23 protein-coding genes are annotated in these 26,358 nt (G+C 72.7%); 13 read left to right on the top strand and 10 right to left on the bottom strand.

The features are described from left to right. A partial coding sequence (locus ACIGW4_RS37455) for a TetR-like C-terminal domain-containing protein (RefSeq protein WP_399586111.1) occupies window positions 1–213 on the top strand: 213 nt, incomplete at its 5' end. Between the two features lie 148 nt (window positions 214–361). On the opposite strand, the gene ACIGW4_RS37460 is transcribed toward ACIGW4_RS37455, so the two are convergent. Beyond that, window positions 362–1,129 carry a uracil-DNA glycosylase gene (locus ACIGW4_RS37460; RefSeq protein ID WP_399586113.1) on the bottom strand — a complete coding sequence of 256 codons (768 nt, stop codon included), beginning with the start codon at window positions 1,127–1,129 and terminating at the stop codon, window positions 362–364. Between the two features lie 13 nt (window positions 1,130–1,142). Beyond that, complete coding sequence (locus ACIGW4_RS37465) at window positions 1,143–3,386, bottom strand: FUSC family protein (protein ID WP_399586114.1); 2,244 nt, start codon at window positions 3,384–3,386, stop codon at window positions 1,143–1,145. Window positions 3,387–3,578: 192 nt separating this feature from the next. Between ACIGW4_RS37465 and ACIGW4_RS37470 the strand changes: the two genes are divergently transcribed. After that, window positions 3,579–5,075 (top strand): MFS transporter, encoded by a 1,497-nt coding sequence (locus tag ACIGW4_RS37470; protein ID WP_399586117.1) that lies wholly within the window; start codon window positions 3,579–3,581, stop codon window positions 5,073–5,075. Beyond that, window positions 5,072–5,767 (top strand): TetR family transcriptional regulator, encoded by a 696-nt coding sequence (locus ACIGW4_RS37475; RefSeq protein ID WP_399586120.1) that lies wholly within the window; start codon window positions 5,072–5,074, stop codon window positions 5,765–5,767. Before ACIGW4_RS37470 ends, ACIGW4_RS37475 begins: the two co-directional genes overlap by 4 nt. Before the next feature lie 88 nt (window positions 5,768–5,855). On the opposite strand, the gene ACIGW4_RS37480 is transcribed toward ACIGW4_RS37475, so the two are convergent. The 3 genes from ACIGW4_RS37480 to arr all read right to left on the bottom strand — a co-directional run bounded on the left by ACIGW4_RS37480 (window position 5,856) and on the right by arr (window position 8,447). Next, entirely contained in the window at window positions 5,856–6,239 is a 384-nt protein-coding gene (locus tag ACIGW4_RS37480) for a DUF6479 family protein (protein ID WP_398706901.1), read from the bottom strand. A gap of 129 nt (window positions 6,240–6,368) precedes the next feature. After that, entirely contained in the window at window positions 6,369–7,862 is a 1,494-nt protein-coding gene (locus ACIGW4_RS37485) for an MFS transporter (protein ID WP_399586122.1), read from the bottom strand. Window positions 7,863–8,018: 156 nt separating this feature from the next. Then, window positions 8,019–8,447: an NAD(+)--rifampin ADP-ribosyltransferase gene (arr, locus tag ACIGW4_RS37490; protein WP_398706898.1), complete on the bottom strand. Its 429-nt coding sequence runs from the start codon at window positions 8,445–8,447 to the stop codon at window positions 8,019–8,021. A gap of 118 nt (window positions 8,448–8,565) precedes the next feature. Here arr and ACIGW4_RS37495 point away from each other — a divergent pair, with 118 nt between their 5' ends. Continuing rightward, on the top strand, window positions 8,566–9,078 hold the full coding sequence (locus tag ACIGW4_RS37495; protein WP_123459307.1) for a GNAT family N-acetyltransferase: 513 nt from the start codon (window positions 8,566–8,568) through the stop codon (window positions 9,076–9,078). Window positions 9,079–9,176: 98 nt separating this feature from the next. On the opposite strand, the gene ACIGW4_RS37500 is transcribed toward ACIGW4_RS37495, so the two are convergent. Together ACIGW4_RS37500 and ACIGW4_RS37505 are read right to left on the bottom strand one after the other, a co-directional pair. Further along, a complete protein-coding gene (locus ACIGW4_RS37500; protein ID WP_399586125.1) occupies window positions 9,177–12,833 on the bottom strand; it encodes a hypothetical protein in 3,657 nt (1,218 codons plus the stop codon). Between the two features lie 151 nt (window positions 12,834–12,984). Next, on the bottom strand, window positions 12,985–14,088 hold the full coding sequence (locus ACIGW4_RS37505) for a serine hydrolase domain-containing protein (RefSeq protein WP_359588117.1): 1,104 nt from the start codon (window positions 14,086–14,088) through the stop codon (window positions 12,985–12,987). Between the two features lie 115 nt (window positions 14,089–14,203). Between ACIGW4_RS37505 and ACIGW4_RS37510 the strand changes: the two genes are divergently transcribed. Next, on the top strand, window positions 14,204–14,875 hold the full coding sequence (locus ACIGW4_RS37510) for a TetR/AcrR family transcriptional regulator (protein WP_359588118.1): 672 nt from the start codon (window positions 14,204–14,206) through the stop codon (window positions 14,873–14,875). 85 nt (window positions 14,876–14,960) lie between these two features. Then, window positions 14,961–15,884 carry a squalene/phytoene synthase family protein gene (locus tag ACIGW4_RS37515; RefSeq protein ID WP_399586129.1) on the top strand — a complete coding sequence of 308 codons (924 nt, stop codon included), beginning with the start codon at window positions 14,961–14,963 and terminating at the stop codon, window positions 15,882–15,884. A 31-nt stretch (window positions 15,885–15,915) separates the two neighbouring features. On the opposite strand, the gene ACIGW4_RS37520 is transcribed toward ACIGW4_RS37515, so the two are convergent. Beyond that, window positions 15,916–16,719 (bottom strand): ArsR/SmtB family transcription factor, encoded by an 804-nt coding sequence (locus tag ACIGW4_RS37520; RefSeq protein ID WP_399586132.1) that lies wholly within the window; start codon window positions 16,717–16,719, stop codon window positions 15,916–15,918. Window positions 16,720–16,779: 60 nt separating this feature from the next. Between ACIGW4_RS37520 and ACIGW4_RS37525 the strand changes: the two genes are divergently transcribed. Both ACIGW4_RS37525 and ACIGW4_RS37530 read left to right on the top strand, forming a co-directional pair. Next, the gene (locus ACIGW4_RS37525) at window positions 16,780–18,213 is read left to right on the top strand and encodes an MFS transporter (RefSeq protein WP_399586134.1); all 1,434 of its coding nucleotides are present in this window, start codon (window positions 16,780–16,782) and stop codon (window positions 18,211–18,213) included. Between the two features lie 184 nt (window positions 18,214–18,397). Continuing rightward, the gene (locus tag ACIGW4_RS37530; RefSeq protein ID WP_399586135.1) at window positions 18,398–18,712 is read left to right on the top strand and encodes a hypothetical protein; all 315 of its coding nucleotides are present in this window, start codon (window positions 18,398–18,400) and stop codon (window positions 18,710–18,712) included. Window positions 18,713–19,568: 856 nt separating this feature from the next. Here the strand turns inward: ACIGW4_RS37530 and ACIGW4_RS37535 are convergent. Continuing rightward, window positions 19,569–20,108, bottom strand: a complete 540-nt coding sequence (locus ACIGW4_RS37535; protein ID WP_399586136.1) for a GNAT family N-acetyltransferase — start codon at window positions 20,106–20,108, stop codon at window positions 19,569–19,571. A 141-nt stretch (window positions 20,109–20,249) separates the two neighbouring features. Next, entirely contained in the window at window positions 20,250–21,617 is a 1,368-nt protein-coding gene (locus ACIGW4_RS37540) for a DUF1254 domain-containing protein (RefSeq protein ID WP_399586139.1), read from the bottom strand. Window positions 21,618–22,143: 526 nt separating this feature from the next. Here ACIGW4_RS37540 and ACIGW4_RS37545 point away from each other — a divergent pair. The 5 genes from ACIGW4_RS37545 to ACIGW4_RS37565 all read left to right on the top strand — a co-directional run. Continuing rightward, window positions 22,144–23,073, top strand: a complete 930-nt coding sequence (locus ACIGW4_RS37545; protein WP_399586140.1) for an oxygenase MpaB family protein — start codon at window positions 22,144–22,146, stop codon at window positions 23,071–23,073. 555 nt (window positions 23,074–23,628) lie between these two features. After that, window positions 23,629–25,308 (top strand): M4 family metallopeptidase, encoded by a 1,680-nt coding sequence (locus ACIGW4_RS37550; RefSeq protein WP_123457200.1) that lies wholly within the window; start codon window positions 23,629–23,631, stop codon window positions 25,306–25,308. 124 nt (window positions 25,309–25,432) lie between these two features. Further along, window positions 25,433–25,918, top strand: coding sequence for a DUF2975 domain-containing protein (locus ACIGW4_RS37555; protein ID WP_399586143.1), 486 nt, complete (start codon window positions 25,433–25,435; stop codon window positions 25,916–25,918). Then, the gene (locus ACIGW4_RS37560) at window positions 25,918–26,139 is read left to right on the top strand and encodes a helix-turn-helix transcriptional regulator (RefSeq protein WP_123457198.1); all 222 of its coding nucleotides are present in this window, start codon (window positions 25,918–25,920) and stop codon (window positions 26,137–26,139) included. Before ACIGW4_RS37555 ends, ACIGW4_RS37560 begins: the two co-directional genes overlap by 1 nt. A 79-nt stretch (window positions 26,140–26,218) precedes the next feature. Further along, the coding region (locus ACIGW4_RS37565) for a transposase (protein ID WP_399586145.1) at window positions 26,219–26,358 on the top strand (140 nt) is incomplete at its 3' end.

Here is a 26,358-nt window from a genome sequence, read left to right on the forward strand (position 1 = left end):
GAGGACACCCCCGAGCCGCTGAAGGACGCCTTCGCCGCCCTGCTGGAAAGCCTGGGCGAGGTCGCCGGGGACGGCGTCCACCCGGGACTGTTCACTGAGGTGTTCTGGGCGTCCCTGCACGGCCTTGCCACCCTGACCCGGGAGGGACGGCTGCCACCGGAGGACACCGAACGGAGGGTGGAACTGCTCGTGAACCGGCTCGCCGTCCTCTGACACACCGTCCCGGCGGGCACACCGTCCCGGGACACGCCGTCCCGGAACAAACCGTCCGGGGCACGCCGTCCCGACGGGCTTCAGGTGGGGAGGCCGGGGAAGGCGGAGCGCCACACGCCGTCCGGCTGCCCGTCGGGGACAAGGCGGCTCACCCGCCCCGTCGTTCGACCGGCAGACCAGCGGCGTGTGCCGCCTCGGCGAGGACCCGGCTCAGCATCTCCGGCGTCAACCTGCCGGTGAAGACGTTGCGTTGGCTCACGTGGTAGCAGCCGAAGACCGTGAGCGGGTCGCCCGACCCGTCCGCGGTGGGCAGGGGCACCCGCGCCCCGTGCCCGAACGCCGGCCTCGGCCTGGGCACGCTCCACCCGGCCTCGCCCAGCGCCGCGAGCGCGGCCTGCCAGCCGAAGGCGCCCAGGGCGACGACCGCGCGCAGGGTCGGTCGCAGCAGCTGTGTCTCGCGGGTCAGCCACGGGCGGCAGGTGTCGCGTTCGCCGGGCGTGGGGCGGTTGTCCGGCGGTGCGCAGTGCACCGGGGCGGTGACCCGCACGCCGGTGAGCTCCAGCCCGTCGTCGGGACCGGTCACGGTCGCCCGGGAGGCCAGCCCCAGCTCGTACAGGGTCGCGAACAGCAGGTCACCGGCCCGGTCCCCGGTGAACATCCGGCCGGTCCGGTTCGCGCCGTGCGCGGCGGGTGCGAGGCCGGTGATCAGCAGGGTCGCGTCCGCGGGCCCGAATCCGGGCACGGGGCGGCCCCAGTACTCCCGGTCCCGGAACGCCGCTCGCTTTTCGAGGGCGGTCGCCTCCCGCCACGCCACCAACCGGGGGCACGCCCGGCACTCCACGAGTCGGGCGTCCATGTCGGCCAGCGTGCGCGCCTGGGCGACGGCACGCGCCGGGTACCCCTCGGCAGTCGGCATCCTCGCCCCACCCTCACGGTCGGTTCTGACGGTCGGTTTCATCGTGACAGCCGGCCGTCGGCGCCGCTCCCGGATCGCCTGCCCGGTGCGAACGCCGCGTGTCGACGGGAGCGTCGGCAGCGGTGCGGGGGTCGCCTGCGAGCCGTACGAGGTCCGTCGTCAGCGAGGCCAGCCAGGACACCGTCGCGTAGTACGCGCGCGGTGCTCCGGGCGGGTCCACGGCGATGGTGGCGGAGGCCGTCGGGGCGTGGGGCGGCACCGGTGTGTCCACGGTGTCCCCGGTGGGATCGATGCGGGCGGAGGTCAGCAACATGTCCGCCGCGACCCGGTCGCCCGTGCGGATGACGGACTCCGCGGCTTCTCTCCCCAGCGGCGGAACCACGACCGGATCGGGAGGTACGAGGAGCCGGTCGGCGCCCCACAGCGTGTGGTGGCCCGCGATGAGCGCGGCCTGCCAGTCCTGGCCGGCCCGCGGCGGAGCGGGCCCCTTCGGTTCGCTCTGGTACTGCGCGTACGCCGACTCCGCCATGACCAGGGCGTGCTGCAGCGAACGGTGGCCCGGTGCGGTGACCACCGGCACGCGCCGTCCGCCCGCCGCGATCTGCGCCGTCGTGGCCACGACGATCTCCGCGGCGATCCTCAGCAGCACCGCGACCGACCGCCGCAACTCGTCCTGGGCGCCGCGCGGCCAGGCCAGCAGTCCGAACACGGCGCCGATCGCGCTGCCGGTCAGCACGTCGAGCAGCCGGAACTCGGCGAGCTGCCAGGTGGCCGGCGCCAGCTGTGCGAAGACCAGGGCGACCACCACCGTGAACAGCGCCTGTGCCCACCCGACGCCCTTCACCGGCCCCAGCGTGAAGGTGACCAGCATCAGCGGCGGCAGTGCCACGGCGTAGACCTCGATGTCGGTGCCGACCAGCGCCAGCAGCGCCGCCGCGACCAGCGCGCCGACGAGCGTGCCGGTCAGCGCGATCCGCTCCGTCCTCCGGGTCTCCCGTACCGTCGTGCGCGTCAGCGTCAGGGTGGCCAGCAGCACCCAGAAGCCGTGCGGGAGGGTGTCGACGCCCGCGATCAGCCGGGCCGCCGCCAGGGCCAGGCTGATCCGTACGGCGTTCTGGAAGAACACCGACCGGCCGCCGACGTGGCCCGACAGGCGCCGCCACCACAGCCGTGGTGCCCGCATCCGCGCGTACCAGAACGGGCCGGGCGCCGGTGCGTCGGCCGCTCGGCCCCGTACGGCGATGTCGGCCGCGGTGGACATCGCGAGCGCCGCGTCCACCAGCTCCAGGAGGGCCGCGTTGCGGCGCAGCACGGCGGGAGAGGCGTCATCGGCCGCCGTCAGTGCCTGACGGATCCGCCGCAGGCGGGCATGTGCCCGGCCGTCGGGCATGTCGCCTCTGAGCCGGGCGGCGGTCTCCCCCGCCACGTCCGCGACCGCCCGCAGCGGGTCCGGGGCCCCTGCCCCGGACGCCTCGGCCTCCCGGGGCGGGGCCGTGGTCGGAGGGGGCGGCGGCAGCGCCGTCAGTCGGCCGAGCAGCGTGCGTGTCGCCAGGCCCGTGTGGGCCAGCGCCCTCGCTCGCACACCCGCTCCGGCCGGCCGTTCCGCCTCCGGGACGTGGGAGGAACGGAGTCCCGTGCTCAAGTTCCGGGCGGTGCGCAGCATGGCCTCCGGCAGTGTGTACGGGGCGGAACACAGCCGGTCCGCGCAGCGTGCCGCGCCCTCGGCGGCCCGGGCGGCCCGTTCGCGGTAGGGCAGGGCCGCCGGCTCGGGCAGCAGCGTCACCTCCGCGACGGCGAGCAGGACGAGCCCGAAGGTCGCCCCCGCCAGTCGTTCGCCCAGCGAGCCGGGGTCGTACGGCGGGAACGACGGCAGGATGTACATCAGCTGCAGCCCCGTGGCCGCGCCGGCGAAGCAGGGTCCTCCGACGGCCGTGAACGCCAGCACGAACCCGACCACGAGCATGCCGGCCACGGCGCTCCACGTCCGTACGGACAGGTACGTGCCGAGCGTGATCAGCACCCAGCACACCGGCACCAGGCCCAGCAGGAGCACGGCCCGCCGGCGCCCGGAGCCGGGGAGGTGCGAGAGCCCGGCCATGGCGATCGCGCCGAACAGGGCGTACGTGGCGCCGACCGCCGAGTCGAAGCCGTGGAGGAGCACGTAGAACCCGGCCGAGGCCGAGACCGTGACCCGCAGGGCCCTTCGCGCCGCCGCCCGGTAGGCGGGCGACGGCCGTCGTGGGAACGCGTCACCCATGCCCCCAGCATCGCCCGCCCCACCGCGCCCGGCACGAGGGAGGGACCGCCGCCCGCGCGGCAGCAGGTCCGCGAAGGGCTGGGCCGGGTGCCGAGGCCCCGGTCTTGGCAGGGGGTGCACGCCTGTTTACCCTGGGGGTGAACATATGTACACCCCCGTTCTTTCCGGCTCTCGCCTCGCCTCTGGAGCACGATGGTCTCCGCCGAACCCACGCCCGGCACGACGTCCGAGCCCGCCCGTTCCCGGCTCGTCGTCCCCGTCCTCGCCTTCTGCGGCATGGTCGTCGCCGTCATGCAGACCCTCGTCGTGCCGCTGCTGCCGCACGTGCCCGAGCTGACCGGGGCGAGCGCGGGCGCGGCGGGCTGGCTCGTGACCGTCACCCTCCTCACCGGCGCGGTGTTCACCCCGGTGCTCGGCCGGGTCGGCGACATGTACGGCAAGCGGCGGGTCCTGCTCGCGTCGCTCGCGGTCCTCACCCTCGGTTCCGCGCTCTGCGCGGTCAGCTCCGACATCGGCGTGCTGATCACCGGCCGGGCCCTCCAGGGCGCGGCCCTCGCCGTGATCCCGCTCGGCATCAGCATCATCCGCGACGAGCTCCCCGCCGAGCGCGTCCTGCCGTCGATCGCGCTCATGAGCTCCACCCTCGGCATCGGCGCGGCGATCGGACTCCCCCTGACCGCCGTCGTGACGGACAACTTCGACTGGCACACCATGTTCTGGGCGTCCGCCGCGCTCGGCCTGCTCGACCTCCTGCTCGTGCTGTGGGTCGTGCCGGAGTCGGCCGTGCGCTCCCGGGGGCGCTTCGACGTGCCGGGCACGCTGGGCCTCGCCGCCCTGCTGGTCGGTGTGCTCCTGGCCATCACCCAGGGTTCCGGCTGGGGCTGGACCTCCGTGCCGACGCTCGGTCTGCTCGGCGCCTCGGTGGCCGTGGGCCTGCTCTGGGGCCGGTACGAACTGCGCACCCCGTCCCCGATCATGGACCTCAGGGTGTCCGCCCGGCCCGCCGTGCTGCTGACCAACGTCGCGGCCCTGCTCATCGGCTTCTCGTTCTACGCCAACTCCCTGGTCACCGCCCAGCTCGTGCAGGAGCCCACGAGCACCGGCTACGGCCTCGGCGCCTCCCTCGTCGTCAGCGGACTCTGCCTGCTGCCCGGTGGGCTCGCGATGGTGGCCCTGTCCCCGCTCTCGGCGCGGATATCCGCCTCGTACGGGCCCCGCACCGCGCTCGCCGTCGCGGCGGTCGTCATGACGCTGGGCTACGTGGTGCGCTTCTTCACCAGCCACAGCCTCTGGCTGATCGTCGCCGGCGCCACCGTGGTCGCCTGCGGCACCGCCATCGCCTACTCCGCGCTGCCCGCCCTCGTCATGCGGGCCGTGCCGGTGACCGAGACCGCGTCGGCCAACGGCCTCAACACCCTGATGCGTTCCGTGGGACAGGCCTGCTGCAGCGCCGTGGTCACCGCCGTGCTGGCCCGTGTGACCTTCGTGGCCGGCGGCAGGACCGCGCCGACGCTCCACGCCTATCTGCTGATCTTCCTGATCGCCGCCGGAGCGGCCCTCGCCGCCCTCGTCGCCACCCTCCTCCTGCCGTCCGACCGGCCGGGCCGGGAGGCGACGCGCGAGGGGGACCGGCCGGGCGGTACGGTCGCGGTGCCACCGCCCACCAGCGCCGCCCGAGGGAACGCATGAGCACCACCGACGAACCCGTCTCCCCGGCCCCGGACGACTCCGCCTCCCCGGCCACGGCCGACGCGGGCCGGACCGTCCGCCGGGAAGCCGGGACCTCCCCCGCGGACGGAGGGGGAACGGGTCCGGAGACCGGCGCGGGTCCGGAGACCGGACGCGAGGCGATCATCCGCGCCGCACGGCGGGCGTTCACGCTCAAGCCGTACGCCGAGGTCACCATGCGGGGCATCGCCGCGGCGGCCGGGGTGAGCCCGTCCCTGATCGTCAAACGCTTCGGCAGCAAGGAGGCCCTGTTCAACACGGTGGTCGACTTCCGCCCGGCGGCCGCCGAACTCTTCGCCGCCCCGCTGCCCGGCCTCGGCCGGCACCTCGTCCTGACCATGGTCGAGCTCCGCGACCGGCTCCGCGGCGACCCGCTCCTGCGCGTGGTCTTCTCCCTCGGCATCGAGGACGAACGCACCCTGCTGCGCGCCCGCTTCCGCGAGCAGGTCACCGACCGCCTCGCGGAGCTCCTCACCGGGCCCGACGCCCGGCTGCGCGCCGAACTCGTCGCCGGCCAGCTCCTGGGCCTGGGCGCCACCCTGAGCCTCCACCGTCCCGACGGCGCCACCGCCCGCACCACCGCCGAACGGCTGGCGGACCTCTACGCCCCCGGCATCCAGTACCTGGTCGACGGGAGCGCGGACCGGACGTAGTACGGCGGTCCCGCGGCGGTTTCCCCGAGCGCGGCAGACCGCGCCCGAGGCGGCGGACGCCGCCTCGGGCGGGAGCGATGTGACGGACTCAGTCCCCGTGGCCCGTTCCGCCGCTGCCGAAGCCTCCGCTGGAGATGCCGCCCCACTTGCGCTTCTCCTCGCTCTGCGGTCCGGGGTCGGTCTCACCCGAGTTCTTCAGGTTGTGGGGCCTGAGCCGGTGCTCGCCGTCGGTCTGCGGCACCTCCGAGGGCTTCCGGTGCTCGGAGACCTCGCCGGGCAGCCGGTCCGTGTCGGGCCGCCGGGGCTGGGCCTTCGGGTCGGGCGGCGGAAGCTCGCGGTTCTTGATCCGGATGCCCAACACGAAGGCTCCGATCAGAACCACGACCACGATCAGCCCGCCCAGGACCTGGGCCAGACCGGACTGCCAGACCCCGGCCGCAAGGACGGGCTCCTGCGAAACGTACATGTGCATGGATGTACCTCGCTCATCTCTCCGTGGGCCGAACGCCGAGTCGGGGGTTCGACCACGTCTTTCGTCCTTCCGCCCGTGCGCCGGCCGCGAATGCGCGGGCGGCCGTGGAGCGGTGACGTTCGTGGGGTGTCAGCCGCGGGACGGTTCCGCCTCGTCGCGGGCCGCGGACAGGGGTTCGGCGATGTCCTCCAGGGAGCGGCGCTCCGCCTTCACCGCGAGGAAGGCGGCCACGAGGCCGGCCGCGCACATCAGGCCGGCACCGATCTGGAAGGCGAGGACCGTCTCGGACGGCACGCCGGATTCGGTGAGGTCGGCGAAGATCAGGGGGCCGCTGATGCCGCCGGCCGCCGTGCCGATCGCGTAGAAGAAGGCGATGGCCATGGCCCGGGTCTCCATCGGGAAGACCTCCGAGACGGTGAGGTACGCGCTCGACGCCCCGGCCGAGGCGAAGAACAGCACGACGCACCAGCAGGCCGTGAGGGTGGTGGCGGTGAGCACGCCGCTGCCGAACAGCCAGGCCGTGCCGAACAGCAGCAGGCCCGACAGCAGGTAGGTCGACGAGATCATGACGCGGCGGCCGACGGTGTCGAAGAGCTTGCCGAGCAGCAGCGGGCCGAGGAAGTTGCCCGCGGCGATGACGGCGAAGTAGTAGCCCGTGTGACCGGTGGGCACGTCGAAGAACGTGGTGAGGATCGTGCCGAAGCCGAAGGTGATGGCGTTGTAGAGGAACGCCTGGCCGATGAAGAGCGACAGGCCGAGGACGGCGCGGCGCGGATAGCGGCGGAACACCGTCTTCGCGATCAGTCCGAAGCCGATGCTCCGGCGCTGGTGGATGGTGATCTCACCCGCGGGTGCCGGCAGCGGACGGCCGTGTTCCTCCTCGACCTCGCGCTCGACGGACGACACCAGCTTTTCGGCGTCCTCGCCGTGACCGTGGATGAACTGCCATCGTGGACTCTCCGGCACGTGCCTTCGGACCAGGAGGATCACCAGGCCGAGGACCACGCCGAGCGCGAAGCTGAGCCGCCAGCCCACGTTGACGGCGAAGATGTTCGTGTCCAGCATGACGATGGAGAGCAGGGCCCCGCCGATCGCGCCGAGCCAGTAGCTGCCGTTGATGATCAGGTCGACCCGGCCCCGGTACAGGGACGGGATCAGTTCGTCGATCGCCGAGTTGATGGCCGCGTACTCCCCGCCGATGCCGAAGCCGGTGAGGAAGCGGAAGAGGAAGAACCACCAGGATTCCATCGACAGGGCGGTGAGCGCCGTGGCCCCGAGATAGACGGCCAGCGTCACCATGAAGAGCTTCTTGCGGCCGTAACGGTCGGTCAGCCACCCGAAGAACAGTGCTCCGGAACAGGCGCCCGCGACGTACAGGGCGGCCGCCGTTCCGGTCACCTGGGCGGCGGTGATGTCGAGGCCGCTGCCGTCCTCGGCGAGGCGGCCGGCGATGTTGCCGACGATCGTCACCTCGAGGCCGTCCAGGATCCACACGGTTCCGAGGCCGATCACGATCATCCAGTGCCAGCGTGACCAGGGCAGGCGGTCCAGTCGGGCCGGTACGGCCGTGGTCACGGTTCCTGTGGTCGCGGGCACGGAGGCCCGGGTCGATTCTCTCGTCATGGCTCCCTCTCCGTCAGGCACCCTCCTGCGAGTGCCCCGCTCGGGAGCAGTCATGTCTGCGCAGATCCTGGACGCCATGTCCAGCATGTGGCCACCACGGTGGCCGCACCACGCGATCGCCCGCCGTCCGGGGGACGCGGGCGACGCGCCTCGCGGTCAGTCGAGGATGGTGGCGATGCCCTGACGGCGCAGTTCGGCCAGCCCTTCCCGCATGGCCTGGATCTTCTGCGGCGAGTGCCCGCACCAGCCCTCCAGCTCGGAGAGGACGCGTACGGGCTGACGGGTGCGGTAGGAACGGGTGGGATTGCCCGGGAACTTCTTGTCGGTGACGTTGGGGTCGTCCTCCAGGTCACCGGTCGGTTCCACCACGTAGATCCGTCCCCGTCCGTCGCCGGCGGCGAGCTCCGCGCCCCAGGCGGCGGCGTCCAGGGTCTCGGAGACGTAGACGTGGCGGGACACGCGCCCTTCCTCGAAATTGGACGCGTATCCCGGACTCAACAGGTCTCCCGGCTTCAGGCTCGCCTTCGTCCCGTGCAGGTAGGTCCCCTCCTTGTACACCTGAAAAGGTACGGGTTCGCTGGTCATGGGTCCTCCGTGTGTTTCAGGCAGCCCTCGTGGGGGCCGGACGTCACTGGGGGATTTTGCCAGTCGCGGCTCCGGAGAAGCGGCTTTCCCGTGATCGGTCCTCGGGCAGGCTGTACGCATGAACGAGTTGCGCGGTTCGGTCGTCGTCCTGCGTCCCTCCGGCCCCGGGGACGTCCCGGCCCTGGCGGCCGTCCGCTCCACCCCCGAGGTCCGGGCGCGGTGGCGCGGTGGGGACGACATGACGGCAGAGGTCGTCTCCGACCTGGAGGACTCCTCCACCCACTGTCTGACGGTCCTTCACGACGGCCGGATCGTCGGAATGATCCAGTGGTACGCCGAGGAGGAACCGGACTACCGGCACGCCGGGATCGACCTGTTCCTCGACCCTTCCGTGCACGGCAGGGGCCTCGGCACCGACGCCGTCCGGACCCTCGCCCGCCATCTGGTCGACGACCTCGGACACCACCGGCTCGTCATCGACCCGGCGGCCGACAACGCCGCGGCCATCCGCTGCTACGAGAAGGCGGGGTTCCGGCGCGTCGGCGTGATGCGGCAGTACGAGCGGGGCGAGGACGGGACCTGGCACGACGGACTGCTCATGGACCTGCTGGCGTCCGAGCTGGTGCGGTGACCCCGGCCGGCCCGTACGCCTCGATGGGTCGGGCCGGTGTCGGGATCGGTCCTGTCCTCCTCCCGATCAGTGGTCACTGATCGGGAGGGCACCTCCGATCAACTCCCTCCGGTCGGCTTCCTCCGGTCGGCTTCCTCCGGTCGGCTTCCTCCGGTCGGCTCCTTCCGGTCGGCGAGCAGCGCCTCCACCGTCGAGACCGGATCCCACTCGGGGTCGAGGCCGGTCAGCCGCTCGGCGACCCTGTGCCAGGCCGTCGGGTCCGTGCCGAGTCCGGAGCGCACGAGGTCGGCGAGGACGGTGCGAGCCTCGGATGCCTCGGGCGGGGCGTCCGTGCGGCGGGCGGCGGCACCCAGATAGGCGAGCAGCCGGGCGGCCGGGGCCGCGAGGCGTACGAGGTCCGTGCCGTCGAGGAGCCGCGCCGTGAGCAGTCCGTCCAGCTGGGTGGTAGGCGCGCAGTGGAACAGGCCGCCCAGGCCGTGCCGGGCCCGCTCCCGGGTGAGTCGCGCGCTGTCGGGTATGCCGTCGGGGCCCGGCTCGGGCAGGAGCGCCGCGTGTCGCAGTCGTACGTCCTCGGGGACGCCGTCCAGGCGGACGAGGTCCTGCCAGTACGGGAGCGGTTCCTGGGCATGGGCGGCTTCGAGGGCGGTCCAGTCCACGGGCTCGCCCGGCGGGAGGGATTCGACGAGGTCGCGTGCGTGCGGGGCGCCGGGGGCGCGCCGCAGCTTCCGGACGAGCTTCTCCGGTGCCAGTTCGCGGTCGAGCCGGGTACGGAGGACGGCGGCGGGGTCGGCTGACGCGAGGGCCTTCGCGCACAGGGCCGTGGCGGAGCGCCCCAGCGCGTCCCGCCCCGCGAGCCGCGCCAGCCGGTCGGCGCCGCCGTGTTCGAACAGCCTGAGGCAGCCGAGCAGTTGATGGGCGAGGCCGATCCGCGAGCCGTGCTTTTCGAGCAGCTCCTCCACGAGGTCGGGTTCGGCGGAGGACAGCCACGTCAGGCCCCCGGCCGGCCATGCGGAGCCCGTGGTGCGCCAGTCGGCCAGCACCCGGGCGCCGAGGGACGTCCGCCCGGTGCCGGGGCGCGACCGGGTCACGATCCGGTGGACGATCGGCCGGGGGTTCCAGTTCCGCAGCAGGGCGAGGTCCACCTCGGGGTCGTCGAGGTCGACAAGGCGCTCCACCGCGCCGCTCCGCTTCATCCAGCGGGCCTGGGCGGCGAGGACCCGCAGGGCGGCGGGGTCGCGGTCCGTGAGCAGCCGGTCGAGGACGGCGCGCGGTGTGCGCTCGTGGCGCAGCAGGTACGCGGCGAGCAGCCACGGCCCGTCGGGACCGAGCCGGGGCAGTACGGCGTCGACCACCTGTGCGTCGGCGAGGCAGAGCAGGGTGCCCTCCGGCCAGGCCCACAGATGGTCGCCGTGCTCCAGCAGCTCGATCGCCCGGTCGGGCGTGCCCGGCCTGGCCCTGCCGATGGGCTTCTCGGCGCGTGTCGCCGGGCCGGTCCCGGACTGCGCGCGCTCCAGCAACTCCGCCCAGGTCAGCCCCTCCGATTCGGCTTCGGACGCCGTCACGGTCGCGGCCAGGCGGAGCCAGGCGTCCGGGTCGGTGCCGAGTTCGGCGCGCAGCCGGCGGGCGAGCGCGGCCCGCCAGGCGTCGGCGAACGCGAGTCGCTGCCAGTCGTGGGGCAGCAGGAGCAGGCGTCGTGCGGGCAGCAGGGCGAGCAGTTCCTCGGCGGGCAACACGCCCTGCTTGTAAGCCTGTTCGATGTGCTGCGCGCCGGATCCGTACGTCTCGGGGAGTCGCGCACGCACCTGCTGGAGGCTGGGCGCCTCGTACGCGAAGCCGCTCTCGGACGCGGGGACGCCGTGGACCGCGCAGGCGGCGGTGAACCACCGCGGGGTGGTGAGGCCGGGGGCGGTCGCCTGCTCGTGGACGGCCAGCGCCCGCAGCACCTCGGGGTCCTTCGGGCGGGGAGCGTCGTCCGGGGCGAGGGAGTACAGCAGGTCCAGCGCGGCCAGCGCGTGCACGCGCTCGCTCCGGGGGAGGGTCTGCCGGGGCGCGGGTTCCGCGGCCGGCGGTTCGGGGGCGGTGTGGGGTGCGGGGGTGGTGTGCGGTGCGGGCCGGGCAGCACCCTCGGCAGACGGGTCGAGGTCGGCCGGCGATTCGGGATCGGAGGGCGGTGCAGGCTCCGCGGTGGTCTCGTCCAGGGCCTTCCCCGCCTCGGTGATCAGTTCCGCGACCGTGCCTCCGTGGTCGGGCAGGAGGGCGTCGAGTGCCTCCCAGGCTCGCCTCCGCTCCCCGAGGTGTGCCTCCGTCGATGCGCGCAGCCGGGCGGTCGCCGCCGGGCCCAGCAGGTTCCGTTCGGCGAGGCGGGCGAGCGCGGCCAAGGCGTGGATGGCGGGGCGCGCGGTGTCGATCAGGTCGACCGGGTCGAGGAGCCCCGCCGCCGCCGTGCCCTCCGCCCAGACGGCGGCGCGGTCGTCGAGTTCCTCCTCCGCGAGGCGCCGTGCGGGCGGTGTGGTGTTTCCCGCGCGACGGCCCCCGGCCCGCCACGGCTCGTTGAGGACGCTCAGCCGGAACGCGTGGCGCTGCGCGTCGCTCGCCGCCTCGTGGCGGGCCAGTTCCTCGCAGGCCTTGGGCATGAACGGGGTCGCGGCATGGGCCGCCGCGAGGGCGTCGAGGTCGTGGGCGTACGGCTCGGACAGCAGGTCGCGCAGGGTGCTGGTGCCCCGGGCCCCGGCGAGCAGCGCGGGCAGCCGGGTGGGGTCCTCGTACGCCTCGCACCGCGCGCGCAGTCGGCGTGGGCCCTCGCCGTCCGGGGCGGCCAGGGCTTCGGTGACCGTGTCCACGACGGCTCGGTTCAGCCAGGGGGCTGCGGCGGGGTCGTCGAGCAGGGCGCGTACGGCATCCGGGCCGGTCCGCTCCCAGATCCTCAACAGGGCGTACTGCTGGGCGACCTGGCGCACGCCCCACCGCAGTGCCGGCACCACGAGCTGCGGGTCGCCCGTGGCGAGCAGCGGGGCGAGCCAGGTGCGGGGGACCCGGCCGTGCGGGGCCGTCAGCTCGGTGCGCAGCCCGTCGTCGAGCGGCACGGTGTCGAGCCGCTCCGCGACGGTGCGGCGCAGGGACTGGGTGGTGCGTGGGTTGCGATAGACGGCCGCGGCGACCCGGGCGTCGCCGACCGCGACCAGCCGGGCCAGGACCCGTGTGTCGAGGCGGGGGTGGCGGGCCAGGGCCGTCCGGGTGCGGGTGTCGCCGTGGTCGACGACCGCGGCCACGAGGGCGGGCGCCGGCGGGGTCCCGCCGGCGAGCAACTCCGTCGTCACCCGCTCCGGCAGGGCGGCGAGCGCGGCGGCGGCGTGCCGTGGCTCCGCGTGCTCGAGGAGCAGGCCGAGCGTGCGGTGGACGCTGCGGGGCACGGGGGGACGGAGGGCGTCGTCGGACGCCGCCGGAACCGGCAGCGCGGCGACCAGCCCGGGCAGGCCGCCACGGTGGTCGGCCAGCGCGTCGTGCAGTCCGCGCCACCGGGTCACGTCCGCGCCGAGGTGGCGTGTCGTCAACTCCGTGAGGAGGGCGGCCGCCTCGTCGTCGACGCCCCCGGCGGCGGCGACCCGGGCCGCCACCGAGCGCGCGGGCCGCGCCTGCTCCACCGCCCGCAGCGCGCCGCCGCGCGACCCGGCCGCGCCCGCGTCGTCCGTGTTCCGACCGTCCTCGATCATCTCGCGCAGCAGCCGTTCGACCGCCCCCACCTGCGTCTTCCTCATGGGTCGCCATGCTAGACGCGGCCACTGACAACCACGGTCGGCAGCGGTCGAAGGCGTGCAGCGCTTCTGCGCTCCTGTCCGGGTCCGCGCGTTCCTCTTCGCTAGGACGGCCGGTGTCCGGGAGGGGGTGGACCGTCCCCGCGGTCCGGACTCAGAGCCGGCCCCGGGCCTCCTGGTCGACCGCCGTGCGGATCACCGCCGCCAGGTCGACGGCGGTGGTGGAGGCGGGGCCGCCGGTCAGGAGGCTGTGGGTGAAGGCGAAGGACAGGCCGCGGCGGTGGTCGGCGAAGGCGATGCTGCCGCCGCTGCCGTTGTGGCCGAAGGCCGGTTCGCCGCCCATCGCCGGCAGGTCGAGGAAGTACCCCATGCCCTTGTCGATCGGCGCGCCGAGAACGCGGTCCGGCTCCGACGTCTGGAGCTCGTACAGGCGGGGCAGCGCCTCCGCCGGGAGCAGTCGGACGCCGTCCACCCCGCCGAGCAGGGCCGCGTACATCCGGGCCGCCGCCCGGGCGGACACGGTCGCGGCGGCGGGGAGGTCCGCGCGCAGGTAGTCGGGGCGGTTGGCGTTGTCGGCGGCGGGCCACACGCCGCGGTGGGGCAGGGCCAGGAAGAAGGGCGCCTCGGGCGGGATCTTCGCGAGGTTCTCCTCCCAGGAGCCCGCCACCAGCGGTACCACGCGTTCCGCGTGCTCCTCGGGAACTCCGTAGAGGAGCGAGTCGGCGATCCCGAGCGGCTCGGCCACGTGGGTCCGCAGGGCCTCCGCGGCGGAGAGGCCGGTGACGCGGCGCACGAGTTCGCCGAGGATCCAGCCGAAGGTCCAGCCGTGGTAGCCGGTGGCGGTTCCCGGCTCCCACAGCGGCTCCTGGCCGGCGACGAGCGCGGCCATGCCGTCGAAGTCGAACAGTTCCTCGATGGTGATGGCCGGCGGCAGCTGCGGCACGCCCGTGCGGTGCGCCAGCGCGTCGCGGACGGTGGCGCGGTCCTTGCCGTGGGCGCCGAACTCGGGCCAGTACGCGGCGATCGGGGTGTCGTAGTCGAGCAGGCCGCGCTCCGCGAGGACGTGGACGAGGGTCGCCGTCACGCCCTTGCCCGTGGAGAAGCTGTGGAAGAGGGAGTCGGGGCCGACGCCGTCACCGGCGTGGGCGTCGACGATCAGCTCGCCGTGCAGGTACGCGGCGACCTGCGCGCCCTTCTCCCGGCCGGAGTCGACCAGCGACCGGAGGATGTTCTCGACCTGTGCCTGTATGTCCGCCATCGGGGCTCCCCTTTACCCGTAAGCTGTCCTGAACACTGCTCAAGTTGAACAGTGCTCAAGCTAACCTGAGCACTGTTCAAGCGTCAAGCGCTCAGGGAAGCGGAGAGGCGGACACATGCCGGTACGACGGGCCGACGTGATCGACGCGGCCATGGAACTGCTCGACGAGAGCGGCCTCGACCAGCTCTCGACCCGCCGGATCGCCGACCGGCTCGGTGTCCGCGTCGGCGCCATCTACTGGCACGTGAAGGACAAGGACGAGCTCCTCGCCGAACTCGCGGACAGGGTCGTCGGTTCCTGCCTGGACGGGGTGCCCGTCCCGGACGGAGGAGCGGAGCCGCCCACCGACCCGCCCTCGGCCCCGGTCGCCGACCCGGCCGCACGGCTGACGGCCGCCGCCCACGCCGTACGGGACGCGATGCTCGCCCACCCGGACGGTGCCGCCCTCGTCGCCGGCCACGCCGTACCGGGGCCGAACTCCCTCGTCCTCGCCGACCGCCTGTGCGGCATCGCCCGCGAGGCCGGGCTGCCCCTCCCGCTCGCCGCCGTCGCCGGGGACACCCTGCTCAGCTACGTCACCGGCTTCGTCCTCCAGGAACAGCGGCGCGGGGACCCTCTCCACCACCACCCGAACACCTCCGTCCCCGCCCCCGACTTCGCCCCGGACCGGCTCCCCCACCTCGCGGCGGCCCTGGCCGAAGGCCTCCCCGACGACGACACCGCCTTCGCCGCCGGGATCGACCTCCTCGTCACCGCCGTCACGAGCCGGGCCCGGCCCCGGCGTTGACGGCCGCGTCACCGATGCCGGGGGCTCCTCCGGGCTTCGGACCGGGTGCCCGTAGGCTCGCAGCCGACGACGACGGGAGATCGGCATGTGGAAGCGGGCCCTCGACCGGGCCGGGGTCAGGGAGCCGAGGCTGCGGCGGGACTACGCGGAGCAACGGCGGGCGGCGCGGAGGTACCGGACGGCCGAGTACGCGGCCGCGCGGCTCCTGCTCCCCGCCGCGCTGCTGCCGCACGTCGTGACCGCCGTCGCGTTCATGCACGACACCGACGAACGGATCGACCGCGGGACCCCGGACGAACGGGTGGCCGCGCTCGCGGAGTGGGACGGGCTCGTGCGGAAGGCCTTCGCCGAAGGCGACTCCGGGCTGCCCGTGCTGCGTTGCCTGGTGCGGACCTCCGAGCACCATCCGGACGTGCGCGCCCACGTGGAGGAGTTCCTGCGGGGCTGCGAGCGCGAGGTCGCGTGGCGGACCATCGCGGACGACGAGGAGTTGGAGCGGTACGTACGGGAGTACTGCCTGCCCGCCCTGATGCTCACGGCCTGTCTGTTCGCCCCCGGCGACGGGGAGGCGCGGACGGCGTTCACGGACGGCTGCCACCGGCTCATCCGTGCCATGCAGCGCATCGACTTCCTGGAGGACCTGCCCGAGGACGTGCGCGCGGGCCGGGTGGGCGTCCCCGCCGACGCGGTGGCGCGCCACGGGGCGGACCTCACCCGGCCCGGTGCGGCGCTGGGCCGGCTCGTGGAGGAACAGGCGGACCGGGCCGCCGCCGACCTGGCCGCCGTCTCCCTCGCGGACGTGGTGGCTCCTTCGTACCGGCCCTTCGTGCGGGCCCTCGTCGGGGTCCAGCACCTCCGTCTCGACGCGATGCGCCGCGCGGGCGCGTCCCTGGCGACGCGGACCTCCGGGCCGCCGGCGCCGGCGGCCGCCCTCCTGCTCCTGCGGGAGACGGCGGCACGGGCCCGGCGGGCCCCGGGGGCCGGCCCCCGGCGACTGCCTGGAAAGTAGCGCCGACCGCCCCGCTCGTGCCGCGCCGGGTTCAGTCGGCGGCCTCGATCGCGAAGACGTCCCGCAGCCCGTTCCTGCCCGTCTCGGTGAGATGGACGACGCGCGGCGAGACGCCGTACCGCAGCCAGTCCAGGGCGAAGAACCTGGCGGCCAGTGCGGCACCCAGCGCACCGGCGAGGTGGTGGCTGCGCTCGCTCCAGTCGACGCAGTACCGCACCACAGGGCGTCGCCCTCGGAGCAGTGCGTCCACGTCGATGCCGAACCCGGTGAAGCGCTCGGCGCCTTGGGGGGTGAGGTGGTACGTCGACCGCCTGCCGTAGGAGGCGGGCCGGTCGGGGGGCCGGTCGGACGCGGCGTCGCTCTCCTCCTGCCGCAGCAGCCCCTGACCGAGGAGGCCTTCCATGAGCGCCACGCCCAGGGACCCCGCGAGGTGGTCGTAGCAACTGCGCGACCGCCGCAGCGCGTTGCGCCGGCCGTGGGCACGCAGGGTGGTCACCGGGGTGGGGTCGGGCGGCGCGATGACCGCCAGCGCCTCCAGGGCGGTGATGACGTCGGGGCCTGCCAGGCGGAAGTACCGATGGCGCCCCGACTGCTCGGCCCGTACGAACCCCGCCTCGGCCAGCTGCGTCAGGTGCACGCTCGCCGTCGGCACGCTCACCCCGGCCTCGGCCGCCAGCACCGTGACCGTCAGGGGGCGGCCGTCGCACAGCGCCTTGAGCATCCGGGCCCGGGAAGCACCGGCCAACAGGCGGGCGGCGCGCGCCAGTTCCGGTTCCGGTTCCCACGCTGTTCTGTTCGTGGCCCGGTCCCCTGTCCGGTCTGCGGCGTCGTCCATGGGCGCCATACAAGCACAGTTCGACGAACGACTAAGTGTCGGGAGCCGAGGATCGCCGGTATGCGTACGACGACCGGAACAACAGCGGCGAACGAGACACCGGCCTCCACCACCGGGCGACTGTCGTGGCCCCCGCTCATCGCCCTCAGCCTGGGCTATTTCCTGGTGATGCTGGACGTCACCGTCGTCACCGTGGCCGTCCCCGTCATCCGTGACGCGGTCGGCGCCGGTGCCTCGGCGACGGCCTGGATCGTCGACGGCTACAGCGCCGTCTTCGGCGGTCTGCTGCTCCTGGGAGGCGGCTTCGGTGACCGGCTCGGGCACCGGAAGGTGTTCCTCACCGGTCTCGGCGTCTTCACCCTCGCCTCGGCGGCCTGCGCCCTGGCCACCACTCCGGCGGCGCTCATCGCCGGGCGCCTCGCCCAGGGCGCCGGAGCCGCCCTGCTGGTGCCCACCTCCCTGGCCCTGCTGACCGCGGCCCATCCGACGGCGGCGGTGCGGGCCAAGGCGCTCGGCGTCTGGGCCGGCGTCTCCGGCGTGGCGTTCGCGGCGGGACCCCTCGTGGGCGGTCTGCTGGTGGCGGGCCTGAGCTGGCGCGCCGCCTTCTGGATCAACGTTCCCGTCGCGCTGCTGGCCGTCCGGCTGACCCGCGCGCACGTGCCCTCGCCCGCCGGCCGGGCGGGGGCACGCGGCCTGGACCCGCTCGGCCAGGCCCTCGGCATCGTCGGCGTGCTGGCGCCGGCCGCCGTGCTCAACGAGGCGGGCGCCCAGGGCTGGACCTCGCCGGTGGTCCTGGGCACGAGCGCCCTCGGCGCGGCCGCGCTCGTCCTGTTCGTCCTGGTCGAGCGGCGGACGGAGGCACGCGGTCTCGCCGAGAAGCCACCGCTGCTGCCCCTGTCGCTCTTCCGGTCGCCCGGCTTCTCCCCCACCATCGCGGTGGGCGTCCTGTTCAACCTCGGCTACTACGGCATGCTCTACCTGTCCACGCTCTATCTGCAGAACGAGCGCGGCTACGGCGCGCCGGCCACCGGTCTCGCCCTGTTGCCGACGGTGTGCATGGCCCTCGTCGCGGCTCCGCTCTCCGGCCGTCTGACCGCCCGACACGGCCCGTACGCACCGATGACGGGGGCGCTGCTGCTCGGCGCGGTCGGGTTCACCGGCTGGCTGCTCGCCGGACCCGACACCCCGTACTGGGTACTGCTGCCCGCCCTCGTCGCGACCGGCCTCGCCACGCCGAGCACGGTTCTGGCGGCCACCGCCGCCGTCGCGGAGGCCGCGCCCGCCGAGAACGCCGGGGTGGCGTCAGCGGTGTTCAACGTGGCCCGCCAGATCGGCAACTCGCTCGGCGTCGCGCTCTTCGCGTCCCTCGTCGCCGGCCGGGACCTGGTCTCGGGCCTGCACATCTCGGCCCTCGTCGCCTCGGCGGCCTTCTTCACGGCGGCGCTGCTCGCCCTGTCCTGCCGGCGCAGGGCGAAGGCGCGCACCGCGTCCTGACCTCCGCACCGGCGGAGTCGATCACCCGAATGCCGCATTCCCTTTTTCTGCGCAGATCGTTGGTCGGGGTGCGACAGGAGTGATCCTGTTTCATTTCGAATTTGACGACTTTCTGGAACCCCTCCGGGCTCCCACCCTGGCGCGACACAGGGCAGGGCGGGGCGACGTACGGAACGAGGAGAAGATGTACGAAGGAAGCATTCCGCTCGAGGACTTCCTCCACACCATGGACACGTTGCAGGCCGATTTCGAGCAGCGCCTCAAAGGGATCGAACGCACGATGCCCCCGAAGCACTCCGTAGAGCAGAAACGTTCCAGCTTGCCCGCGACGCGGGTTCACGAGGAAACGTATCCGTCCATCGGGCTCGAGGCGATCTGGACCGCTTCTCGCCGGTCCTCGGATCAGCGGATGCGCGACGACGGGGAGACGTTCTCCTTCCACGGCCAAGACGCCCTCATCGAGACGGTCGAAGAAGAAACGTTCATCTCAAGCCGCTGACCGATCGTTTCGGAATGGCTTCTGAAGGCACCTCAGGCAGACGATCGAGCAAGCAAGTTCGAGCGGTCTCTGATGGAGGTCGACGCGTCGCTCGTAGGGGCGCCTGAGCAGTGGCGCCTGAGCAGTGGCGCCTGAGCAGGCGTCGGCCTCGGTCCAGTCCCGGGTCGGTGCCGGGCCGTCGCCCCGGAGCAGCCCGCTCGTGGGTCATCACACGGCACGGCACGACGGCTCGTCAGGAGCCGGCCGGTGGCGAGATGCGTTCCCGTCGGACATGTTCCGTCTTGCCGCTGCCGCGGCGAGAGCCATGATCCGAGTGCTCACGGAGGCCCCGACCGGCGGAACCGGTCGGGGCCTTGGAGCACGTGGTGAGTCCGCAGAGGGGACTGGTGCCCGCCGGGGTGGTGACGGTGACGTCGACCGCACCGGCGGTGCTCGCGGCGGACAGGGCCGGGGCCTGGACGGGAGCGGTGACCCGGGTACTGCGGCTCACCGACTCGAGGGCGTTGTTGAACACGTCGGTGGCAGTCGCGTCGAGGGTGAGGTGCCGCCCGCGGTGGGCAGGACCGCGAGGGTGATCGTCAAGGGAAGTTGTCGACGGCAACACACAGCACGCACCGCCCTCGGCCCGCCTGCTTGCGGCCGGCATCCGAACCGGGCCGAAGAGCCGAAGGCGGAAAAGCAGAGGGGTGGTGCGATTGCGGTGTACTACCGAAAGGAATCCTTCCACGACCGCCGCGCGAGAAGTCGAATTTACTCAGAACCCGTCATAAAAAAGCGATAGGGCGCACTATTGAAGTTGATGGGGTGATGTCGGGCCCGTCTGCCTAACGGTGGCCGGTTCGGTCCGATCGCACCGTTACTCGGGATATGTGCAGGGTGAGGCGCCGAGGGCCAGGTGGTATCGGGTGTAGGTCTCGAAGACCTCGGCGACCTTGAAGCCGAGCCGGGTCAGCACGGCGCCACTCTTTCCATTTCCGTGGGTGACGCCCGCGAACACGTCGGTGGCGCCCACCATAGTGACTCCGTACTCGATCAGCGCACGGCAGGCTGCAGTGGCGTACCCATGGCCCGTTGCCTCGTGGTCGAGCCAGTATCCGAAGCCGTACTTGGGTGGGTTGACGGCCACAAGGTCAACGCGGCCGATGAGGGCGCTGCGAAGGAGGACGCCGCAGCGGAGGGACGGGCTGGGGTCGTTGAACAGCTCGGCATGTGCCGTCTTGTAGTCCGATGCGGCCAGCGCCTGGTAGTCGCCGTGCTGGGTGAGGTGTTCGCGATTTCGGTCGATGAGCGCGTAATATTCATCGGCTTGCTCAGCATCGAGTACACACAACGTCAATCCGGAGACGCTGGTTTTGAGTTCGTGAAAGACGCGCTTGTCGTGATGACTACCGGCCATGTCGGCTGACCCTACGACGGGGGCTGGGCCCCCGCCATGGCTTTTTGGTGGCGTGCCGCGACTGAATGCCGCTCAGCCGTCCATGATCAGGCCGGACGAGGGCCGGAGTGCCGCCGGGTCGGTGGTGGAGCCTGCCGTGTGTCAGGCCGGTTCGTCGGTCCTGGTGAGGGCGGGCGGCCAGTCGGTGGGGATCGCGTCGGTCTGCGGGGCGTAGAGCCGCAGCGTGATGGTGAACTTGCCGCTGGTGGGGATGGGGAGCCAGTTCGTGTCGGGCAGGGAGTCGTCCTCGGGCGCGACGGCGGAGATGTACAGGGTGACCGCGCCGCCTGAGCCGGGCACGGGGGCCGTGAAGTGGCCGACGGAGTAGATCTCGGCGGGGTTGGCGACCAGGAAGCTGTCGGCGTCGTAGGCGGTCAGCGACCAGAAGGCGTTGACGGGCGGCAACTGGCCGGCGGGAAAGGTGAGGGTGTAGCGGATCGGCTTGCCGGTGCTGTCCGTGGAGGGGCCGCCGGTGCTGGGATAGAGGGCGTCCTCGGGGAGATTGGCGGCCAGGCCGAACATGGCGACGTAGGCGCGCTGCAGGTAGTCGGTGCCGTAGGAGCCGATGTCGGTCTTGACGAAGGTCCAGCCGTTGATGGGGGCGGGCCCCTTGTGGTTGGTGATGAGCTTGAGGCCCTCTTCCTTGGCCTGGTCCAGGACCTGGGCGTCGGGGAGTTTGGCGGGGTCGTAGGGGCAGACGCCCAGCTCCGCGAGGGTGGCGCTCATGGCCGCATCCGGCGGGTTGAGCGGGGTGGTGGGCAGCAGCTCGATCATCTGGGCGAAGAAGTCCGGACCGCTGAGGGCGTTGATCTGCTCGGAGGGCGGGGCGGTGGAGACGGCGGGGTCGTAGGCGCCGTCCGGCGGGACGTAGGTGCCCTGGTCGGGCCAGGCCCTCAGCGGCAGCAGCCGCATCAGGCTCTGGTACGCGGTGACGTTCTCCACGTCATCGCCCGTGTCGAACATCTCGATGCGGCCCATCAGCCAGACCGTGTCGGTCCCCATGGGCACCCGGTAGACGTCGTCGGGGAGTTCGCCCGTCCAGCCCGGCCCGGTCAGCGCGTAGGCGTAGACCTGGGCGCCGGAGGACGGATCGGTGGTCGGGGTACCGAGCGGGGTGATGCTGCTGGGCGACTTGAAGGACGTGTTCGACCAGGCATCCATCAGCTGCATCAGCCAGTAGCGACCCTCGTCCATGACCGGCACCGCCAGCACCATCGGCTCGGCCGCCAGGTCGATCCACGCCTGCGAGTACAGCGTGTCCACGTTGGGCCGCACCACGTTCTTCATCTCCGGCGTGGGTGGCGCGTCGTACTGACAGAACTGGTTGGTGGGCGCCTGCGTGGCGTTCACCTTCACGGTGTTCGTCTGTAACCGGCGGGTCAGCTCCATCATGATCAGTGCGTAGCCGAAGACGTAGACGTCCGTCGCCGCGGCTTGTACGTCGTACTCGGGCTGGGGTGTCGAGGCCATGCCGTCATCCCTTCCGGTGCATCGGAAGGGTGACGCTAGTGTCCGATCCGGGTGCGGCGCTGCGACAGAACAAGCCGTTGTGAAGGGCCGCCACAAACGGAACGTAATCCTCCGACCATCGAGCCGGTCACCACAGCGAGACCGCAAGCCGGCCGGCGGCGGCTGCCGTGCCGTCGGCGCGGCCCCGTCGACGGGTTGGAGGTGAACCCGGCACCTGGAGGCGCATCCGCTCGTTGCGGCGGCGTGCACCTTCCGCAGCGCCTCGCAGCCTCAGCGGCAAGCGGCGCCGGCGTCAAAGGGCCAGTCCCGCCATCCGGACCGGATGCCGCCGAACCGGGTACCCCGAAATGGCGCGATACGGGCGCGCACTGATCGCTTCGGAGCGAGTCGAACGGCGCCCTCGCATCCGATGATCTTGATCGACAGGTGGTCCCGATGCGTGTTGATCTTGTTCCGGATGACCTGTGGGAGCGGGTGGCTCCCCTGTTGCCGCCCGCTCCCGTGGGGCCTGGCGCACACTGGAAGGGTGCTCTGGACCCCATCGCGTCTCGGCGAGCTGCGGGAGCGGGCCGGTGAGGCGCTGCTGCACCGGGTCGCGGGCCCCACCGCGCACGAGAAGCGAGCCCGTATCCACGGGACGCCGGGGCCGCGCTGGTTCGGTCCCGACCGACCGGTGCGCCGCGTGCACACGGACGCGGCGATGTACGTCGGCGGGCTCGCCGCGCTGCTCCTCCAGTCGCTGCACCCCGTCGCGATGGCGGCGGTCTCCGCGCACTCCGGGTTCGAGAGCGACCCTTGGGGGCGGCTCCAGCGCACCAGCACCTTCCTGGCGACCACGACGTTCGGTACGGCGCAGGACGCGGAGCAGGCGGTGCTCCGGGTGCGCCGGGTGCACGACTCGGTGCGGGGGCGGACGCCGGAGGGCGTGCCGTACCGGGCCTCCGATCCACATCTGCTCGCCTGGGTGCACGCGGCCGAGACCGCCTGTTTCCTCAGGGCCCACCAGCGGTACGGACGGCGTCCGCTGGATCCCCGGGCGGCGGACGGCTACGTCGCCGACATGGCTCGGGTCGCGCGCCGGCTCGGGGTCGTGGACCCTCCGGAGAGCACAGCGGACCTGGCAGTACGGCTCGCGGAGTACCGCCCGGAGCTGCACGCCACCGCGCAGTCGCGTGCCGCCGCGCGTTATCTGCTCTCCCGGCCTCCGCTGCCGTGGCCCGCGCGGCTGCCCTACGCGTTCCTGGCGGCCGCGGCGGTCGAGCTGCTGCCTCCGTGGGTCCGGGCCCGTCTCGACCTGCCGTACGCCACGCGTCTGCTGCTTCCGCTCGCCCGCCCCGGCGGGCACGCCGTCGTCGCGGCGATCCGCTGGATCATGCCCTCGGCGCCCCGGCGGACGCGAGATCCCGGAGACGGTTTCCCACAGGGCGCGCCGTCTTCCTCCGGTCCGCGGGGGTGAGCCGGTAGGACGCCCTGACCGCCCTGGCCCGCCCGTGGCCGAGGGTCGCCGCAGTCGTCGGTGACCCCGGCGAGGGGGCGGCGGCACCCGGGGGGCGGTACTGGGAGGAATGGCGGTGCCGGGGGGATGGCGATGCGGGGGGGGTGGTGATGCCCGGGGAATGGTGGTGTCCGGGGGTGGTGGCGCCCGGGGGATGGTGGCGCCCGGGGGATGGTGGCGCCCGGGGGATGGTGGCGCCCGGGGCGGCTCTCCCTCTCTCTCCCCCCCGGAGGGCCGGTGACCTCCGGAGGACCGACGCCCCCCCCGTCAACAGTGGCAGCTTCTTTCACCTGTGTTGCGGGTCGTTGTGACACCTGTGTCCGTGCGTGTCGGGCTCTCGTCCTTTCGATGAAAGGACGGTCCGCATTTCGGACGCGAGCGACTCAACCCCCTTTTATGACACGTGACATGTGCGCGGCGGGCTGGGAGTGTCCCTGGTCATCGAGGCAGTCCCCCTTGGCCGGGCGGACGGCGGCGATCCCGTCCAACTCCCCCATGACTTTCTGGAGAAACCACATGTCCACGTTTTCCCCCGCCGGCAGCAGGGCGCGTCGTCTCGCGCTCACCTCGGGTGCGGTCGTCCTCACCGGCGGTCTGCTGGCCGTCGGCGCCACCACCGCGTCGGCGGGTTCCGCTCCGGTCCACAAGGGCGGGCCCGTCGCGGTCACCGCCCAGTCCCTCGGTCTCGGCGCCAAGGAGAAGCTGGTCGTCAAGGACGTGATCCGGGACGCCGACGGCACGGTCCACACCCGTTACGACCGTACCTACGCCGGTCTCCCGGTCCTGGGCGGCGATCTGATCGTCCATCAGGCCGCCGACGGGGCCGTCAAGAACGTCACCAAGGCCGTCCGGGCCGCCATCGAGGTCGACTCGCTCACCCCGAAGCTCACCCCGGCCGCCGCAGAGTCCGCCGCGGTCAGGACGGCGCGGGCCGCGAAGACCTCGGGTGCCGCCACCGGCGAAGCCCCCCGCAAGGTCGTCTGGGCCGCCTCCGGCAAGCCGGTCCTCGCCTACGAGACCGTCGTCACCGGCACCCGGCAGGACGGCGTCACCCCGAGCCTGCTGCGTGTCGTCACCGACGCCGACACCGGCAAGAAGCTGTACGAGAACCAGCTGATCGACGACATAGCCGCCGGCGTCACCTCCGCCACCGCCGGCAAGAGCGCCGGCTCCGCCGCCGGCAAGCCGGGTCGCCCCCAGGCCGGCGCGGTCGGCACCGGCGTCAGCCAGTACAGCGGCACCGTCAGCCTCAACACCGCCACGTCGTCGAAGGGTTACGACCTCGTCGACAACGAGCGCGGCGGCTCCAGCACCGTCGACCTCCAGCACCGCACGGGCGGCAAGGGCGTCCTGTTCACCGACGCCGACAACGCGTGGGGGAACGGCACTCCCGCCGACAACCAGACCGCCGCCGTGGACGCCGCCTACGGCGCCGCCCAGACCTGGGACTTCTACAAGAACGTCCTGCACCGCAACGGCATCAAGAACGACGGCCGGGCCCCGGTCTCCAAGGTCCACTACGGCAACGCCTACCAGAACGCCTTCTGGGACGACCGGTCCTTCACCATCACCTACGGCGACGGCGCGAACAACCAGCACCCGCTGACCCAGCTCGACGTGGCCGGTCACGAGTTCAGCCACGGCGTCACCTCCGCCACCGCCGGCCTGCAGTACTCCGGCGAGTCCGGCGGCCTGAACGAGGCCACCTCGGACATCTTCGGCACCGCGGTGGAGTGGAACGCGAACAACTCCCAGGACCCGGGCGACTACCTCCTCGGCGAGAAGATCGACATCTTCGGCAACGGCAAGCCGCTGCGGTACCAGGACCGGCCCAGCAAGGACGGCCGCGGCTCGGCCGACTACTGGAGCGCCGGCGTCGGCAACCTCGACGTGCACTACTCCTCCGGTGTCGCCAACCACTTCTTCTACCTGCTGTCCGAAGGCAGCGGCGCGAAGGACATCAACGGCGTGCACTACGACAGCCCGACCGTGGACGGCTCCACGGTCACCGGCATCGGCCGCGACAAGGCCGTGCAGATCTGGTACAAGGCGCTGTCCGCCTACTTCACCTCCACCACCGACTACCACGGCGCCCGCGAGGGCAGCCTGAAGGCGGCGGCCGACCTCTACGGCGCCGGCAGCGCCGAGGTCAAGGCCGTGGATGCCGCCTGGGCGGCGGTGAACGTCAAGGCCTGACCCGTACGAGGGTGAACGAGGGTGCTCACGGGGCGGTGTCCGGATTGCCGGGCACCGCCCCCACCCTTGCCGGGCCTATCGAAACTCGATAGATTTCCATCGCAACTCGATGGAAGGACAGGCCATGGGAAAGCTGACCGTGCGCGCACTGCGCGTCGTGCTCGCGGTGGTGCTCACCGGCACCGTGTTCGTGCAGGCGTCGATGGTGTGGGCGTTGGCCACCGACCCCGAGGACGGGTCGCTCCCACTGACTCCCCTGCGCCTGATCACGATCCTGGGCATGGCGTCCGCCCAGGTCGCCCTGGTCTGCGTCTGGCAGCTGGTGTCGATGGTGCGACGCGGAACCGTGTTCTCCCACACCGCCTTCCGTTACGTGGACGGCGTGATCGGCGCGATCGTGGCGGCGGCCCTCCTGTGGTTCGCGGTCACGGCCGTCAACGCTCCGGGCCAGCGGGAGGACCCGGGCGTCACCGTCATCATGGGCGGGATCGGCGTGGCCATCCTGGGTGTCGCGCTCATCGTGCTGCTGCTGCGGATGCTGCTCGCCCAGGCCGTCGCGCGCGACGTCGAAGCGACGCGGATGCGGGCCGAGCTGGACGAGGTGATCTGATGCCGATCGCCGTCGACATCGACGTGATGCTGGCCCGGCGGAAGATGTCCGTGGGCGAGCTCGCGGACCGGGTGGGGATCACGCCCGCCAACCTGGCGGTCCTCAAGAACGGCCGCGCCAAGGCCGTGCGCTTCGCGACGCTCGCCGCGCTCTGCGAGGTGCTCGAGTGCCAGCCGGGCGACCTGCTGCGCTGGGAGCCCGGGGACGCCACGGACGGATGACGCGTCCCGCACGCGCCGGAGAGCCGGAGAGCCCCGGACTAGAGCGTGTCTCTTTGATCGGTTGGTCGGTTGATCGGATGTGTCTGTCCGGTTAGTGATCACTGATGCGATGTGGGACCGGATAGAGCCGCTGATGCCAGCCGATCCGGTCCGCGGTCGACGGTGGGCCGATCACCGCCGAACCCTGGAGGCCATCGCGTGGAAGTACCGCACCTGCTC

Origin of the sequence: Streptomyces sp. NPDC053513 (assembly GCF_044544765.1) — a bacterium.
Classification (GTDB): Bacteria; Actinomycetota; Actinomycetes; order Streptomycetales; family Streptomycetaceae; genus Streptomyces; species Streptomyces litmocidini.

What these genes read in the sequence shown, in the direction of transcription:
- ACIGW4_RS37505 (WP_359588117.1), bottom strand. Translation starts at nt 14,088, where the DNA reads ATGGCGGACATACAGGCACAGGTCGAGAACATCCTCCGGTCGCTGGTC.
- ACIGW4_RS37520 (WP_399586132.1), bottom strand. Translation starts at nt 16,719, where the DNA reads ATGGACGACGCCGCAGACCGGACAGGGGACCGGGCCACGAACAGAACA.
- ACIGW4_RS37555 (WP_399586143.1), top strand. Translation starts at nt 25,433, where the DNA reads ATGGGAAAGCTGACCGTGCGCGCACTGCGCGTCGTGCTCGCGGTGGTG.
- ACIGW4_RS37470 (WP_399586117.1), top strand. Translation starts at nt 3,579, where the DNA reads ATGGTCTCCGCCGAACCCACGCCCGGCACGACGTCCGAGCCCGCCCGT.
- ACIGW4_RS37550 (WP_123457200.1), top strand. Translation starts at nt 23,629, where the DNA reads ATGTCCACGTTTTCCCCCGCCGGCAGCAGGGCGCGTCGTCTCGCGCTC.
- ACIGW4_RS37535 (WP_399586136.1), bottom strand. Translation starts at nt 20,108, where the DNA reads ATGGCCGGTAGTCATCACGACAAGCGCGTCTTTCACGAACTCAAAACC.
- ACIGW4_RS37530 (WP_399586135.1), top strand. Translation starts at nt 18,398, where the DNA reads ATGTACGAAGGAAGCATTCCGCTCGAGGACTTCCTCCACACCATGGAC.
- ACIGW4_RS37485 (WP_399586122.1), bottom strand. Translation starts at nt 7,862, where the DNA reads ATGACGAGAGAATCGACCCGGGCCTCCGTGCCCGCGACCACAGGAACC.
- ACIGW4_RS37475 (WP_399586120.1), top strand. Translation starts at nt 5,072, where the DNA reads ATGAGCACCACCGACGAACCCGTCTCCCCGGCCCCGGACGACTCCGCC.
- ACIGW4_RS37525 (WP_399586134.1), top strand. Translation starts at nt 16,780, where the DNA reads ATGCGTACGACGACCGGAACAACAGCGGCGAACGAGACACCGGCCTCC.
- ACIGW4_RS37465 (WP_399586114.1), bottom strand. Translation starts at nt 3,386, where the DNA reads ATGGGTGACGCGTTCCCACGACGGCCGTCGCCCGCCTACCGGGCGGCG.
- ACIGW4_RS37460 (WP_399586113.1), bottom strand. Translation starts at nt 1,129, where the DNA reads ATGCCGACTGCCGAGGGGTACCCGGCGCGTGCCGTCGCCCAGGCGCGC.
- arr (WP_398706898.1), bottom strand. Translation starts at nt 8,447, where the DNA reads ATGACCAGCGAACCCGTACCTTTTCAGGTGTACAAGGAGGGGACCTAC.
- ACIGW4_RS37500 (WP_399586125.1), bottom strand. Translation starts at nt 12,833, where the DNA reads ATGAGGAAGACGCAGGTGGGGGCGGTCGAACGGCTGCTGCGCGAGATG.
- ACIGW4_RS37495 (WP_123459307.1), top strand. Translation starts at nt 8,566, where the DNA reads ATGAACGAGTTGCGCGGTTCGGTCGTCGTCCTGCGTCCCTCCGGCCCC.
- ACIGW4_RS37510 (WP_359588118.1), top strand. Translation starts at nt 14,204, where the DNA reads ATGCCGGTACGACGGGCCGACGTGATCGACGCGGCCATGGAACTGCTC.
- ACIGW4_RS37560 (WP_123457198.1), top strand. Translation starts at nt 25,918, where the DNA reads ATGCCGATCGCCGTCGACATCGACGTGATGCTGGCCCGGCGGAAGATG.
- ACIGW4_RS37540 (WP_399586139.1), bottom strand. Translation starts at nt 21,617, where the DNA reads ATGGCCTCGACACCCCAGCCCGAGTACGACGTACAAGCCGCGGCGACG.
- ACIGW4_RS37480 (WP_398706901.1), bottom strand. Translation starts at nt 6,239, where the DNA reads ATGCACATGTACGTTTCGCAGGAGCCCGTCCTTGCGGCCGGGGTCTGG.
- ACIGW4_RS37515 (WP_399586129.1), top strand. Translation starts at nt 14,961, where the DNA reads ATGTGGAAGCGGGCCCTCGACCGGGCCGGGGTCAGGGAGCCGAGGCTG.